The following is a 16,796-nucleotide window of genomic DNA, read 5'->3' on the forward strand; positions in this document are numbered from 1 at the left end:
CCCGCTTTTTTACGACTTCTCCATTATCTCAAACAATTGCCCCGTCTGGGTTTGACCTCCGTTGTCACCCTCTCAGCCTACATACTTACAGGTATCAGCCTGACTAAGTTTTGTCAGTCAACCAGTTAGGAAGCAGAGGCAGGCTTCCCCGGGAGTCAGTGTCGGTGAACTCGGGGAAGCCTGCTTTGGCTTATAAGCCTTGCAATTGGGAAAAGCGATCGGGACAGAAAAGGGCGACTCCAACGGCAATCACCTTACCGCTATAGAGTCCCCGCGCTTGTAATTGCGCTTGGGGGAGGTTTTCTTGGGCGAGGGACTCGGCAATTCCTGTGGCAAAGTCCTCGACGGAAGACCCTGCGGCAAGCGCGTTACACGCATCTTTTCCCAATTGTTCCGCCTGTTGAGTCCCTACCTGTTGATGGATTTGGAGTTCTTCTGGGGTTAATAGTCCTTGTAAAACGGTATCAAATTCTTGAGCATAAGCCGGGGTGAGGGAGCATAAAACCAGGGAAGTGCTAAGACAAGCCACGGATGTTTTCAGCATAATTTTATGTTAAGAAAGCGGTGATATTCTTTCGACTTCAACGACTGAGCGAGATTAGGGAAAGCTCAACCCTTGAAATTACCTTTGCATTATAGGGGGAACTTGGCAAAATCGGCTTAGGGGGCGATCGCCCTCTTACCGGGTGAATTTGACCGGGGTAAATCCCAAAACTTCTACCCTCGGCTGAATCCAGAACGACGCAAAGGCAAGAGGGGTCTGAAATTTGGAGATTTTTTCCCCTAGACAAGTTGGGTCCGTAGGCTATAGTAGCGATGCAGGCCCTAAATAGGGGGAGTCGCAATCATTAGGTGAAAGTGACCTTGATCAATCGCTCAGGGATCGAGAAGGGCTATAAAAACAATCAGGGGTTAATGGGGTGCATTTCCTGAAGTTTAATGACGGAAAGAATGGAGGTTTGGAAAATGAATACAAGAGAGTCCGGACCGTATAAACCTTTGCTCTGTTTATTAGAATAGTCCGGTGCTATCCGGGTAAAATTGTTATGAAATTACGCTGACACCCTATCCCTTGTACCTGGAATCTATGCACCGAAAGTCCTTGATTAGGATGTTTTTATTTTTCTTGACGCTGGGACTGGTGGTTACCCTCCAACCCCAGTTATCAGCAACCCCGTCTAGGGATGGCGATCGCCTCCCCAACCCACCCTTAATCTCCCAAATCGTCTCATCCAGCGCGATCGCCAACTCAGCGCCCTCGGAACCCTTACGCTTTCCTCCCACAGGGCGAGGAGTCCCTAATCCCTTTCCTGCTGTAACTCCTGATCCACTCACCGCCATTACCCGCACTGAGGAACCTCGCTTTAAAGAGGGAGAAGACGCATCCTCAGCGCAACCGACCTATCTGACCATTGACATTCTCTGGATTTTATTATGCTCCGGCTTGGTGTTCTTGATGCAAGCTGGATTTATGTGTTTAGAATCGGGACTCACTCGCTCTAAAAATAGTATTAACGTTGCGGTTAAAAACTTTACCGACTTTGGCTGTTCCGTGGCTTTATTTTGGGCGTTTGGATTTGCCTTGATGTTTGGAACCTCGTTCCAAGGCTGGTTTGGCGGCAGCGGGTTCTTTTTAAAAACCGATTTACCGGCCTTTGATTTGGCCTTCTTTTTATTCCAAGCGATGTTTTGTGGTACTGCAACTACCATTGTCTCCGGTGCCGTCGCTGAACGGATGAAATTCGGGTCTTACCTGTTAATCGCTTGCCTGATTTCTGGCGTAATTTATCCCATTTTTGGACATTGGGCTTGGAATGGCGTCGATCAAGGCGTGCTGATGGGATGGTTGGGAAAACTGGGGTTTGTGGATTTTGCGGGCTCGACGGTGGTTCACAGTGTGGGGGGTTGGGTTTCTTTAGCCAGTTTACCCATTGTTGGGGCGCGTGCGGGTCGGTTTCCCAAGTTCGGGAAGGCGGAAAAAATCCACGGTTCTAACCTGCCCATTTCGGTGCTGGGGGCGTTAATTTTGTGGTTGGGTTGGTTTGGGTTTAATGGCGGCAGTACCCTCGCCTTGAATGAAGATGTATCCCGAATTATTGTGAATACAGTCCTGGCAGGGGTCTCGGGAATGATGACCGCTTTGATTACCGGCTGGTGGTCCCGGGAGATTCCCGAGGTGGACCGGCTGCTTAATGGGTCCCTGGCTGGGTTGGTGGCAATTACGGCCTGTTGTCATGGGGTATCGGCCATTTCGGCGGTGACGATTGGGGCGATCGCCGGGTTGGTGGCGATCGCCGTTGAGTCCCTGTTAATCCGACTCCAGTTGGATGATGCCGTAGGCGCGGTCCCCGTCCATCTCGGGGGCGGAATTTGGGGCACTTTAGCGGTGGCGTTGTTTGGAAACCCCGAACTGTTGGGAACGGGGTTGAGTCGCCTGGAACAGTTGGGAGTCCAGGTTTTAGGGATTGTGAGTTGTTTTATGCTGGCCTTTGGGATTGCTTACTTGTTCCTGTCGGTGGTGAATCGATTTTCCCCGTTGCGGGTCTCGGCAGCGGATGAGTATATTGGGTTAAATGTATCGGAACATCGTGCGAAAACGGAAATTTTGGATCTGTTTCGAGTGATGGATTCCCAGGCGAAAACTCAGGACTTGACCTTACGAGTGCCGGTAGAACCGTTTACGGAGGTGGGTCAAATTGCTGATCGCTATAATCAGGTGATGAATGCCCTAGAGGAGGCCGTTACGCGGACCGATGCGATCGTCAGAACCGCTACGGATGCGATCGCTACCTTTAACGCCTCGGATTTTCAAATCATGAGCGTTAATCCTCGGGCGGAAGTGATTTTTGGCTATCAAAAATCTGTCTTATTGGGAATGTCCCTACCCCAACTGATTGAATTTGGCCTCGATGTTTTATATTGGCAAGCCGACAAAACCCTCAAAATTGAACAGTTTTTATCGGAAATTGTTGCATCAGGACATCCTCATGAACTCGTGGGAATTCGCGCTGATGGCTCTAAATTTCCCGTAGAGGTTTCGATTACTGAAGTAAAATTCCGAGACACTGCCTTTTATACAGGAACGTTTCGAGATATTACCCACCGCAAACAAGCGCAACAAGCTTTAGAAGAAAGTGAGGAACGATTTCGCCGTTTATCTGGGGCAACCTTAGAAGCGATTGTTGTCCATGAGCATGGAAAAATTATCGATGTCAACCAAACCTGTGTCAAGATGTTTGGCTATCCTTTCTCGGATTTAATTGATCGCAATGGGTTAAGTTTGATTGTCCCGGAACATCGAGATTTAGTCCTCAAACATATCGTAACGGGGTATGAAAAACCCTATGAAGTGACCGGATTAAAACAGGATGGCACTCGATTTCCCATTGAAATAGAAGGGCGAGCACTTCCCTACGAAGGGCGGGAATTACGAGTAGCTGCAATTCGAGATATTACGGAACGCAAACAAGCACAAGCGGCATTACGAGACAGTGAAGAACGATTTCGGTCCGTGATGGAACAGGCGGCAGATGGGTTTATTATTCATGATTTAGAGGGGCAGATTATTGAGGTCAATCATGCAGTTTGTGATAGTTTAGGATACAGTCGTCAGGAGTTGCTCGATCGCTCAATAGCGGATATTGAACAAAAGTTACCCTTTGAAACCCTCAAACAACGCTGGCAGCAAATGAGTCGGGGGGTTCCCATTGCCTTAGAAGGGGTACATCGTCGCCAGGATGGGACTACGTTTCCCGTGGATGTGCGGGTGGGGTTATTGGAGGCAGGAAACCGTAAATTGTTGTTAGCCCTTTGTCGCGATATTACGGAACGCAAACAAGCGGAAATTGCTTTACGGAATGAACAAGAAAAGTCAGAACGGTTGTTATTAAATATTTTACCCGAGGCGATCGCCACTCGACTGAAGCAGGAACAAGGCACGATTGCCGATGGATTTTCCGAGGCAACGGTGTTATTTGCAGATATTGTCGGGTTTACTAAGTTAGCATCGCGGGTTTCACCGACAGAGTTAGTTCATTTACTCAATGATATTTTTTCAACCTTTGACTTGCTGGCGGAACGACATGGGTTAGAAAAAATTAAGACGATTGGCGATGCTTATATGGTTGTCGGGGGATTGCCATTACCCCGGGAAGATCATGCAGAGGCGATTGCTCGAATGGCCCTGGATATGCAGCAAGAAGTAATTGAATTTAGCACCAAAATTCGAGAACCTTTTACAATTCGCATTGGCATTAATAGCGGTCCGGTAATTGCGGGGGTGATTGGGTTGAAAAAGTTTATCTATGATTTATGGGGGGATACGGTGAATATTGCCTCACGCATGGAATCTCATGGCATTCCCGGTGCAATTCAGGTTACAGAATCGACTTATTCGCGTTTAGAAGGTAAGTTTATCTTAGAAAAACGCGGTCCGATTCAGGTGAAGGGAAAAGGGCAAATGACCACTTATTTACTCAAAAATGAACTGGGTTTCAAGGGTTTGAAATCATCGTTTTAGGGGTAACTGATAGCGGGAAGTTGAGTCCCCGATGCGGTTTACCAGGGACTGCCGATCGCGGTAAATCCCGACCAATAATAGGGATGGGATAAGGAGTAATCTCCGACGTCTGACAATTCTGGGGGCAGGGTGATCGCCCCTTGGGAGTGAATCAGGTGATTGGATTCAATTCTCACGTCTCCCCGTAGCATCGCCAGTTGTGCCTGACGCAAGGCATCCGCTTTTAGGGGAACTAAGTTCAGGTGATGGTATAATTCGGTCATCAGTCCTAATGTGGCCTCATCGTTGACGTACCACAGCGAGGCGATCGCCGTTTTTACGCCACTTTTAACCGCTAATCCCGCAAACCCTAATTCCGCCTCGCGATCGCCGAGGGCGGTTCGGCAAGCGGATAACACTAACAACTCCACTTCAGGCATATTTAATTCTAAGGTCGTCATTTCATCTAAAGTCACTTGATCGTCCCAAAGTTGAATATAAGAATTCGTGCGATCGCCCGCTTGAAATTCGGCGTGAGTTGCCAGATGAATGATTTTAAAGTTATCTTTTTTATGGAGTTGAGACAAATTTTCTAAGGTAAATTCTTCGTTTAAAAATGATTGCCGGGAACCCGTTTGCTCCACAATTGTTGTCAACTCTAAAGGCACTGCCGGTAGAGGAGATTGCTGGGTAAATTTGGAGGCTCCCATCGCCAAAACTGGAGAATTTTGGAGCGAAACATAGCTTTGAGCGGTTAGACTAAAACTCGGAATTAAACTCAGACTATACCGTTCAATTAAAAATTTCTTGCCATCAAACAAGGCAGCAACGGGCAAACTCCGTAATCCCGGATCTAGGGAAAACAGCAGAGTATCAATTTCCAAGTTGTCTAACTCTTCCGCGACGGGTCCAATAATCCAGTCATATAATTGTTTCGCCGAGGAAAAATAGTTTTTCATATTTTGTCGCCTCGGGTCGGTAATTTCCCATCGAAATGTATTGACCACCGGAAACAAAACTTCCGGAGTCGCTTCAAAAATGGTCTTACGAATGGGATTACCGACCGGAGGGACTAAAATGATTTCCAAGCGATCGCCCCGGGAAATGGCATAAAGAATGGCGGCCTGTTTTCCGGTTTGTGCCTTGAGATTTCTTAACGTCTCTTGAAAGCTACCTAGGGTTAAATTTTGGGAGGGTAAATTGGCAGTCACACCGAGATAGTCGTGGAATTCTTGATTTCGAGACTCTTCGATCGCCCAGAGAATTTCTTCGGTATTCTGAGTCGCAAATGCCTGGTCCAGAGACAAGGTAATTTCTTCGTTTGTTTCACCCTCAATCAATGCTTGATGATTCGGGTTAATCAGAATTGCCATTGATCCACTATACTGGTGTTCCTGTTGGTGAGGAAGCGAGGCCCGATTCATAAAGTCATCACCCAAACCGATATTTCCCACGGTTGCTTTCATTTGTTTGAGAGAGGCCAACATGGCCTTTCCTTTGGCAATGTCCGTATCCGATAAGTTGGGATTTTGCGTAATCGCCCATTGATACCAAATTGAACTATCAAGGGTCAACATTTCATCCAAAATCCATCCCGGATCTTCAAGGAGTTCTAAGGGTTGTCCAGAGGAAGGATTGAGGTTAGGAATAGAAACGCGATCGCCGGTTGTACTCGAAGCAGTTGGGTCGGATCCAGGTGCGATCGCTGCTTCTCCCGGTTCTGGCACATTCTCCCCGGTGGGTTGGGATACGGGTTCGGGCAAAGTCTTCGTGACTCCCGGTGGCAGGTTCTCGGTTCCTAGTGCGATCGCTGGCCCTTCTCCCCCCGGATTGCTAATTACTTCCCCAGAAGTTGGCGCAATCGGTTCCGCTACCCCCTCACTTGGAGATAACGGAGGCAGTCCGATAGACTCCGTGGGTTCCGGGTTGACCCCAATTGGCGATCGCACGGTTTCAGCGCCGATGACTGGATCCGGTCCAGACTCCACAGATTGCTCACTCGCCGGTAATTGCGACGGCAATATCGGGGCGATCGAGACCCGGGGAATATTTCCTGCCGGTTCTGGCGTAGGCAGGGGTCGGGATGTCGGAGGTGGTGATTGCATCGGGACCGGCACATTGATCGGGACCGGGGTAGAAGATTCTACCGGCGCTGGAGTTGGTGTTGGCGCTGGTGTTGGCGCTGGTATGGGTGTTGGCGCTGGTGTGGGGGTAGAGGATTCTACCGGCGCTGGTATGGGTGTTGGCGCTGGTGTTGGCGCTGGTGTTGGCGCTGGTGCTGGTGTTGGGGTAGAGGATTCTACCGGCGCTGGAGTTGGTGTTGGCGCAGGCGCTGGAGTTGGTGTTGGCGCAGGCGTTGGTGCTGGCGCAGGCGTTGGTGCTGGCGCAGGCGCAGGCGTTGGCGCAGGCGTTGGTGCTGGCGCTGGGGTTGGCGCAGGCGTTGGCGCTGGTGTTGGGGTAGAGGATTCTACCGGCGCTGGTGTTGGTTCCTGTATCGGTTCCTGTATGGGTTCGGGTGGGGGTTCGGGAACCGAGTAAATCCCTATATTGCCTTGGGTAAACGTATATAAAAATGATCCATTACTGATCTCACTGGTCCCCGTGGTCAAGACACCGGCAGTCCCATTAATGCTGGCATTTCCGACGATAAAAGGAACAATCCCATCGCCCCCATGACGAATTGCGATCGCCCCACTCCCGGTACTGCCAATCGTGGAAATACTTGCCTGTTGTCCATTTGCTGCGGTAAATGTCCCTGTAGCGCGGAAATTGCTCCCGGTGGTAATATCAACCGTTCCCCCGATCGTCCCCCCTTGAGCATTAATCCACCTCACTTCGATATCACCTTCTGGGTCGAGGGTCACATTTCCCCCGGCCCCCGCCGTTCCTGTGGCGGCGATCGCCCCGGCAAAGATTGCAGTTTCGGCGAGGACTTGGATGCTTCCGGCATTCAATGCACCGGATGAGTTCAAGTCTCCCGAGTTAATGGTTCCTGGGGCGAGAGTGCCATTGCCTCCAGTTAAGGCAATGTTCCCCCCATTTCCCCCAGTGGCGCGACTATCCACGGACCCAATTGTGATATTATTCCCTGTGGCAATGCTCACCTCACCCCCTGCGGTAACGCCGGATGTGGTGATATTTCCCAGGACAATATTCCCGGTTGTGGTATCTACCGTGAGATTACCCCCAGTTCCCAAGGTAGCGCTACTATTGAGGTTTCCCCCGGTGATGCCGGTATGGGCATTCAGAGCGATCGCCCCGCCATTGTCTCCCTGGGTTGTTAAGGGTCCGGTGATGGTGACTGACCCCGATGTACTTTCCAGGGTAATGGCGCTTGCGGTGAGATCCGTTGTTGTGATATTCCCCACTGCGGTTACTTGGGTGTTGCCCTCGGTGGCGATCGGGCGGTTCAGATGAACGGTTCCTGTGGCATCGAGGGTTATCCCCCCCAATTCTACGGCGATCGGTCCATCTACGGCCACATTTCCGGCCTGAATTTCCAACCCAATTAGGGGAATTATATTCCCGATCGCCTTGACAATTTGCAGGTTACCTGTGCCACTATTTAAGGTTAATTCTTGCGAACCATTCACGGTTCCCCCGAGGATAATCGGTCCATTGGCAGCGGATGTATCCAGGGTCAGATTTCGATTCAGTTGAATATTGTCGCTTTGAATGGTAATTCCATTACTTTGGGTTGTGACAATATCTCCATCCAGAATCGTTCCAAATGCCGTGGCATTGAGTTCGCCTAAATTAGCAGTCTCTAAGCGAATTGTGCCGTTCTCTGCATTCAAAGTTAAGGCGCGATCGCCATTTACGGTCCCGGCAAAGGTAATATCTCCCTGGGGCGTTTCTACTGCCGTATTATCCTCCAGAATAATCGTGTTGCCTTCAAAGGTAATTGAGGAATCATTCACCCCGCTAATCCTACCGGCCAGTTCTACAGTATTTCCCCGCAAAATCAGCGAATCTCTAAATTCTATAACGCCCCGACCTGCTTCTAAGGTTGTGGTTCCAGTCCCGTCTATCCGTCCGATGGTGATGGAGTTAAACCCCGTTTGCAACAAATCGAGTTCCATTGCACTGAGGGTTAAGGCGGAATTATTTTCAAAATTAATTCCCCCCAGGTGGATATCTAAACTGGGAGTAAAAGGTTGTAATACTAAATTCCCATTACCCCGGATTGTGCCGCCAAAATTCAGATCATCAGCGGTTAATGTAATATCATTTAAAGGAGTGACTGTCCCGATACTGGCATTAAAATTAATGCTGCTGTTTCCCGCCGTTACCGTTAAGTTTTGATTGCCATTAACGGTCCCTTCAAAGGTAATTTCTCCATTGGCAGTTTCTACCGTGGTGGGATTGAGAATTTGAATATCTCCGGTAGTCGAGAAGGTCAGGGATGCGTTATCCGTGCCTAAGACTGTATGATGCAAATTAATGATTCCTGTTTGCGATCGCACGGTCAGGGGGTCGCTGATGGCAACTTGATTGACATCAATCGGGGCTGTCCCATCAGTCCGGCCAATGGTAATCGAATTAAATCCATTTTGGAATTGATTTAATTCAGTTAAAGTCAAGTCTAACCCAGGGGTATTATTATCGGCATACCCGAGGCCAATGGGTTGGTTCCCGGTGAAGGGTTCTAAAGTGAGGTCACCTGTCCCTGAGACAGGACCGCCGAAATCAATTTCTTCTCCCCGTAAGCGCCGATCGCCATTTAATAATAAACGGTCCCCGAAGTCGAGGAGAGTCGCGGTGGCATTTCCTGATAAGGTGGTGGGTGTATCGGTGGTTAAAAGAGTTAAGGGGGTGGTTTCTCCAATATTCCCCTCTAGGTTGATTGTACCCGTGGCGGTTTGTAGGGTTAAATTATACTCCCCATCAATCTCGCCGATGATATCAATTGTACCGCCTCCGGCATCAACGGTGGTATCGCGATCCAGGAGAACGGTTCCCTCGATCGCAATGGCATTGCTGTTGGTAATGATTTCATCTTCCGGGGTAATGATTCCTCCGGCAATCAGCGCGATCGCACCTCCGGTTCCTGAACTACCCAGGGCCGTTATATTTCCTGGGGTAATATTGCCTCCTGCGGCAACTGTAATATCACCGCCATTCCCCGGCGATGAAGCATTCAGGAGTCCGGTGGTAATCTGTTCCCCAGCATTAAGTTCAATTCCCCCCGGGGCGATGATATCCCCGGTGAGAATATCCGTCCCCGCATCAAGGGCGATCGCAGCATTGCCGACAATCCCATCGGGGGCAGAAATTGACCCTGCACCCTCGGGAGTTCTAATCAGCAATGGGTCGTTAAAGGTGTGAGAATTGGTAACGGTAACAATTCCGCTACTGTTACTCCGGCCAATGGTGAGGGAAGCGAACCCCGGTTGTAACCAACCCAAATCCGTTGCTGTTAGTTGAAAAAGGTTGGAATTTCCTGTACCCGGTCCCGCGATCGCCATGTCTTGGGCCGGGTCGAAGGGTTGTAAAGTGAGGTGAGTCGTCCCCGCCACGACATCGGTAAACTGAATCCGATTGGCAGTGAGTTCTACATCCCCAGTGATATTAATCGGTGTATTATAGGTTTGAGTGTTAGTAGTAGTGATATTCTGGGCGATCGCAGTTTGAGCAGCATTCACCGTTAAATCAACTAACGGCGTCCCCTCCCCCACCACAGAACCAATCGTGACGGTTCCCTGTTCCGTCTGGAGTAACAAACTAGCATCCCCATTCACCGACCCGGCCAGGTTGATATCTCCTTGGTCGAGATACTGTTCGATGGTCAAGTCCTGATTAACCTGAAGATCCCCCTCAATGTTAATTGGATTAATATATCCTTCAATCGACTGCACCGAAATAGTTCCGATCGGGGCCGATAACTCTATACTTCCGCCCTGAGTACCATTGGTCGTAGACCGAGACCAGATGCTTGCGGTCTCAATGTTCCCCTGGGGGGTTGTGAGACGAATGCTACCCCCATCTCCGTTACTATCGGACCGAGAATCGATATTCCCGGTCAAAATCGAACGGCTGGCACTCTCTAAAGTAACGGCCCCACCGGATGCCCCACTACTGCGGGTGCTGATCGGGCCGGTTTGGATATCCGTTCCAGCCGCGATCGCAATCGCACCTCCATCCCCTTTGACCAACCCATTCATATAGGCATCGGTACTCAGAATCCCCGTTTCCACTCCTCCCACCGGGGCGGATAGGGTAATATTCCCACCCCCTTGCTGGACCAAATCCCCCAGCATATTATCATTGGCTTGGGCGATAATATTCCCCGTCACAATATTTCCCCCGGTGGCGGTGAGGGTCACACTCCCGGCATTTCGGGCCACGAGTCCCAAAAATAGGATGTTGGTACTAATATCACTCACATCCACATTCCCCAGGGTAATATTCACCCCAGAAATCGACAGACTGCGACCCTTGGCGATAATCGATTGGGTCGGGTCCATTGTAAAGTTACCACTGCCGTTATTATCGGCATCTGCAATTAAGGCCAGTTGAAATGGATTATCCCCCAGCAGACTTCCCCCGGGATTGGCAAAGTTGAGAGAGACCCCCGGGGCGACGATGATATCCTTACTCGCCTCCAGACGGATATCCGCGATAATCCCTTCTAAAGTTCCGGCGCTAATTGTATAGGTGACGCCTGGATCATTCGCCTCTAAAATCGTGCTATTAAAAAGCAGTTTATTATTGTGAGTCCCCCCATTCGCCACAATTTGGATATTTTCCGGGTCCAGCAGCAAGTTCCCCACAGTTCCTTGCACTGCACTCAAGTCTACTTGGCCGCGAAACAGGAGGGTGTCTTTCCCGGATACTTCCACAAACCCGCCATCGGATGGGGTTTCCTGACTGCCTCGGGCGGTGATACTCCCGGCAAACTCGGTGGTACCATCGGCCCATAAAATCACGGTCCCGCCATCCCCGGCCTGAATGGCATCCGCAGCAATTTCCGACCCTTCACTCACTACAGTCTGCGTGGCATTGGGAATGTTTCCCAGTCCCTGAAAGTCTCCGCCAATTCTAATGGTTCCGCCACCACTCCCCGAGGCATCCAGGGTTCCTTCCACGACTCCGACTCGGTTGCCGAGGAGGGCGATTTGTCCCCCTGCGGTTTCCTCTGCCGAGACATCCAGAGTCCCGGAGGTCATGACATCTCCCGGTTGTGCCTCCACGGTGATTCCCGACCCGGTGAGGGCGATGGTACCATCTTCCTGCACCGCAATGCCGGTGGCATGGGTGAGAGTACCCCCTACAAGCAACTCCGGTAAAGATAAGGGGGCAGTCGCCCCCAAGGGTTGCATCTCCTGGGGTCTCACGTCTAAACTCAGCAGATGATTTTCTTGGGAAATTCTCACCACCCGTTCACCGGGAACCGCTGCGATCGTAATTGTTCCGCCTTGCGATGCCAGGGTTCCCGTATTGACAATACTCCCACCTAACAAGGTTAAATCATTCCCCGGTTGCAGGATTAATTCCCCAAAATTGGCAATACTTCCCGGTTGTTCTAACCCAAAGGCAAACTGCGAGGGGGTTCCCACTAAACTCGCCCAGTTATTTTCCCCGATCGCATTAAACCACCCCTCACCCAACCCAATTGCTGTGGCCGTTGTTGCTAAAAAGTCTCCCGGAACGTTAAGTTGCGCGTTTGACCCAAAGACAATTCCGGCGGGATTCATTAAATAGAGATTGGAATTGCCCCCAGTGATTTGAATTAATCCATTGATATAAGAGGCATCGCCTCCTATAACTCGCCCCAAAATATTTGCGATCGCCGGGTTGGAGAGAAAATTCGCAACTTGTCCTCCCTCTAAATTGAAGCGGTCAAAACTATGGAACAAATTGGCCCCATCTGCCGACCGTTGTCCCCCCTGAATATTAAATTGTGGTCCATCAATGGTAATCGTGGTCCCGGTCCCATCCGATGCCGGATCAATGCCTTGGGCCAACAAGGGGTGTTGATGCGCGCCAATCACGGTGGCAACCAATCCAGTAATGATCAACTGAATCTGCTTTCCCATTGATTCTTTGACTGGAGCAATGCAATAACCCACGATCCCCCTTGACCTCCTTATCGGTTAATCTTTATCCCATTTAGTATCCTGATGTCCCTGAGACGGATTGCCTGAGTCTGGAAAACCCTGCCCCCTTTTTTATCTGTTGGAGGGCTGTTATTACTGGGCTTGAATTAAACAACAAGTCTATTATTGCGATTCTATTACTCTACTGGATTATGTCCCTTTTGACAAGTTAAGTATTCCTACTCAAGTTTTGTCTTAACTTCCTATAAACCGATCGCTTAAAATTCCCTCCAAGTGGGACAAATGACGTAAATCCTTGATAGGTAGACAGTCCCTGGGTTAAAAGGTTCGTTGCTTTAAAATTCTCCTTAAAATTCTGTTGAAAGAAGGGCGGGTTAAGGGAACAGATCAGGGACACAAAAAAACCCGGTTTCGGGAAAGAAACCGGGTCCGAGTTAGGTTAAGCTAAGAGCCGACGAAGAATTAGGCCGGATTCGTTTGGCTAGATTTTTGTTTTTGTAGCTTTCGGACAATCTCACCTTTTTCCAGGAGTCCGACTAAGAGACCATTGTCATTAATCACAGGTAACTCGGAGAGTTCGCGATCATCAAGAATGGCGATCGCTTCGAGTAAGGTGACATTGGATTTGATGGTAGTCGTAGATTCTACGGTTTTCATCAGTTCTTTCACCGGAGTGTTCGGCCAGTCCGAGGTAGAAATCAACTTCAAATCATCCACGGCGATCGACCCGATTAAATATCCCGCCTCATCCGTCACTAAAAACTTGCGCCACTGGGTTTTGCTACCGATAATATACTCGTTAGCAAACTCACGTAAAGAGAGTTCCGCAGAGACAATCGGACTGTTAGGATTGACCGCATCGGCAGCGGTATAGTGAGAGAGCGTATCTTGGATAGAGGCAGATTGGGCAGCGGTTCCCGCATTTTGAATCAGGAAGAACCCGATTAACAAGGTCCAGAAGCTACCAATGTTACTGATTCCCAGGATCGCCAACCCACCGAGGAGTACCGCAATCCAGCCCAGTGCTTGGCCGACTCGTCCCGCAAAGATTACACCTTTATAAGGGTTGCCGGTAATTTTCCAAACGAGGGATTTGAGGATGTTCCCCCCATCGAGGGGTAAACCTGGAATGAGGTTAAACAGGGCTAACATTAAGTTAATTGAGGCCAACAGTCCCAGAATCGCAGCGATTGGGCCTGTAACTGGCGTTGTTAAGGCCACTGCACTAAAGAGTGCAAACAAGAGTAAGCTCACTGCCGGTCCGGCGATCGCTACCCAAAATGCCTCACTTGGGGTTTTGGACTCCCGTTCTAAACTTGCCAATCCCCCAAACAGGAACAACGTGATAGATTTCACTTCAATTCCCTGACGAATGGCTACAAAACTATGTCCCAGTTCATGGGCTAAGACTGAAGCAAACAGCAACAACGCCGCAACCAATCCTAATATCCAGGGGAATATTAACCCCATTGCGGGGAATTGAGCAGCCAGTGCGCCGCCATAACTAAAAGTCACTAAAGCCAGCACTAAAAACCAAGAGGGATTAACATAAAAAGGGATTCCGAATAAGTTGCCGATGCGAATGTTGCCGTTCATATTGGCTCCGTCATTTATTAACAATTGAGAGGCGGTGTTTTTCCTCTCATTTCTTCTACTGTAACAAAATGTAACGAATCGGTCAATCTAGCTTGAGTCGTAGTAACCGTCCCTAGGGGTTCGGCTTAGAGAAACCGGATTTTAATCTGAGTAAATTTACGGGTTTCCCGGAGCTAACCCCCTTGAAGCTGAAGGGAGAGAACCCTTAGAAACCAACCCGTGAGGGAGAAAGGATTAACAATAGGCCGTGACATCTTCGCCACATTCATCGGCGAGGAAACAGAGCGCCCGAAACCGGAGAAATACCAGTTGCTCATAAAATGGATTGAGCTTACACAGGGGTGGAATATGAAATAAAGTTCGTCCAAATAGCTGGATATCTCGTTCAAATGGACATTGGGCGGGAATTAGCTTGCACAAGCCTTTCGCCTGTTGAGGATTTTTAATTTCAATGCCATCGATCCAGTTACGGATGGGAAGGAGGACATCATGTAACCCTAGTTTAGAAGTAGTTTTAGATTCAGGTAATAAGCTTGATAGAATAAACATCACGATTCTTCCTTGACATGAATATCTGAAGGTTTTTTTCTCTTATAGTTTTATTATTAACTCTGAATTCGAGGTTTGTCCCATTCCCAAAGTAGTAAAATCCACCCTCGTCAGATAGAGTTTTCGGGCCTTATTATACGAACAAAGGGAGAGTCAATGGCCTGTCGGTGCATTCGCGGTCACAGAAAAACTCTGAAACCCTCTCTCCGTCAAAAGTTTGCTGTCTCATCCCAAAGATAGAGAGCCGCAGTCCGGGTTAAAGGCTCGTTGCTCAACTAACTCCCCCCTGAGTAACACCCGGGGAGAAGTCTTGACAGTCGGGTGCTCTGCGTCTTACAACTTTTGCAACTCTTCTTGTAAAGCCCGGTAGCGTAGATACTGCTGCTGGAGGTCGGATAGATAATCTTCCCACTCGAATCGACAATTCAGAATAGATAGATAAATCTCTCGGATCTGCTTGGCATACTTGGCCGCACTTTGATAGTTCGTGCGGTTTTTCTTTTGAATAGAGTGATGGACCAGTTGGTCATACAAGGCGATCGCTGCCTTTGGATGAGAGGATTTCACCTTGGAGGCGACTGCCTGTTTCACAGCGATTGGACTACCTGGTGCCTGGGCCAAGGAAATGGCCGCATCCCAATTTTTCTGCTTTAAGTATATTTCCGAGAGAACTTCCGCATCATCCCGGGCGAACAGATGCATTTGGCGTTGGCAGTCTTCCCAACAATTTAAATCTATTGCCACCGGCTTAATCTTATCATACAATTCCTGGCAAAGACCATCAATCCGCAGCCACAGCAGGAAAATTCGATACAGATTCGGGCGATCGCCTTGCTCATAGTAATACTGCGTCAGTTCAGTTAACAGTTCTTTCGTATAGAGACAATCCTCAGTATATAAATCGGCCCAATCCTCTAGGTTATCTTCAGTTTTGGGCGTATGTTCCGTAATCCACCGTTCTAAAATCGCAATGGACCTAGGGATATCCCCCTGCACCTCACCCACATAATTCGCCAGCATTAAATATTGTTCAGCCCTTTCCAGATTTTCCTCATATAATCGGATGAAGTTCTGCTCATCTCCTAATTGGCGATAAGCATCCATTACCCATTTTCGGCTATTCGTTTCCAGGCCAATGGTTTCTAAGGTGGCGATCGCATAGCGTAACTCTTCCTCCGTGGAACAAAGGGTATCCATCGCCTCCTTTAGTGCTAGATCCAGTTCTTCATTCAGGAACATCGGCCAATCGAAACAAGCAATCACCGAATTCAAATAAACCTCCTTCTGCGGGATCTCAAGTTCTAAGGCCATGACACAATGGGCAAACAACTCCACCGCTTCAGCAATCTCCACCTCCCCAAAAACCGTCCCCGTCTGACTAAAAATCAAGTTCCCAGAAGTCACTACATACCACAGCACATCAATCTGTTTTTCTAAGGTGAGATGCTTCACTTGGGCAAACACCGAATTTAAGTTAGGCAATTTAGATTGGTTTAGAGCAAAAAAGCCATGATTAAAAGGATTCCCAGCTTCCTCTTCCTCGCTTTGGACGGCCTCAAAAAACTCTTGAATTTCCTGTTTCAACTCCGTCACCGTCATTTTTTTGGAGTTAGGAAAGGGAATCACATTGTTCAAGCGTTCCGCTTGTGCCATTAAGTCAAATACATCTTCAAGATACAGTTCTCCTCTTAATAACTGTTGGAATGTATTCGGCGTAAGCGGAATCCCGCGATGAGGTATCATTGGTTCTTCATACTCATCGTCATCCTCCGCCTCGGGATCACCCAAAAGAGAATACAGCAACACCGCCACAATATGCTCACAAACCTCCCCCGAATAAGCACAAGTACAATCTGTAGTTAGATTACCCTTACCTGTGCGAATTTCTACGGAATATGGGCCGGTTTTCCCTTCAACCTTCGCCTTAATTCCCTTTCCAGACATAAAAAACTGCTCGACTGCTCCGTTATCATAACACTGTTGACCTTGGTCAAAAATAGCCGGACTATCGGCAAATTCTGTAATTTCTTCTATAGTCAAATCGTTTAACTTCATGAGTGGCTGCCTCCGGTATTGATATTTTTATCTTATTC

Annotated in this window: 6 protein-coding genes; 1 reads left to right on the plus strand and 5 read right to left on the minus strand. The window is 48.9% G+C overall.

Features of this window, described 5'->3' with window-relative positions; genetic code table 11:
- Positions 1–190: 190 nt before the first annotated feature.
- Positions 191–544: a DUF732 domain-containing protein gene (locus NG796_RS18955; protein WP_261208456.1), complete on the minus strand. Its 354-nt coding sequence runs from the start codon at positions 542–544 to the stop codon at positions 191–193.
- 567 nt (positions 545–1,111) lie between these two features.
- Between NG796_RS18955 and amt the strand changes: the two genes are divergently transcribed.
- Positions 1,112–4,519 (plus strand): ammonium transporter, encoded by a 3,408-nt coding sequence (amt, locus tag NG796_RS18960; RefSeq protein ID WP_261208457.1) that lies wholly within the window; start codon positions 1,112–1,114, stop codon positions 4,517–4,519.
- 38 nt (positions 4,520–4,557) lie between these two features.
- Here amt and NG796_RS18965 read toward each other — a convergent pair whose 3' ends face one another.
- The 4 genes from NG796_RS18965 to NG796_RS18980 form a co-directional block, all read right to left on the minus strand.
- On the minus strand, positions 4,558–12,570 hold the full coding sequence (locus NG796_RS18965; protein ID WP_261208458.1) for a CHAT domain-containing protein: 8,013 nt from the start codon (positions 12,568–12,570) through the stop codon (positions 4,558–4,560).
- A gap of 450 nt (positions 12,571–13,020) precedes the next feature.
- The gene (locus NG796_RS18970; protein WP_261208459.1) at positions 13,021–14,154 is read right to left on the minus strand and encodes a site-2 protease family protein; all 1,134 of its coding nucleotides are present in this window, start codon (positions 14,152–14,154) and stop codon (positions 13,021–13,023) included.
- A gap of 234 nt (positions 14,155–14,388) precedes the next feature.
- A complete protein-coding gene (locus tag NG796_RS18975) occupies positions 14,389–14,703 on the minus strand; it encodes a Mo-dependent nitrogenase C-terminal domain-containing protein (RefSeq protein ID WP_261208460.1) in 315 nt (104 codons plus the stop codon).
- 333 nt (positions 14,704–15,036) lie between these two features.
- Complete coding sequence (locus NG796_RS18980) at positions 15,037–16,758, minus strand: SWIM zinc finger family protein (protein ID WP_261208461.1); 1,722 nt, start codon at positions 16,756–16,758, stop codon at positions 15,037–15,039.
- Between the last annotated feature and the right edge of the window lie 38 nt (positions 16,759–16,796).

This window comes from Laspinema sp. D2d, assembly GCF_025370755.1.
In the GTDB taxonomy this organism is placed as follows: domain Bacteria; phylum Cyanobacteriota; class Cyanobacteriia; order Cyanobacteriales; family Laspinemataceae; genus Laspinema.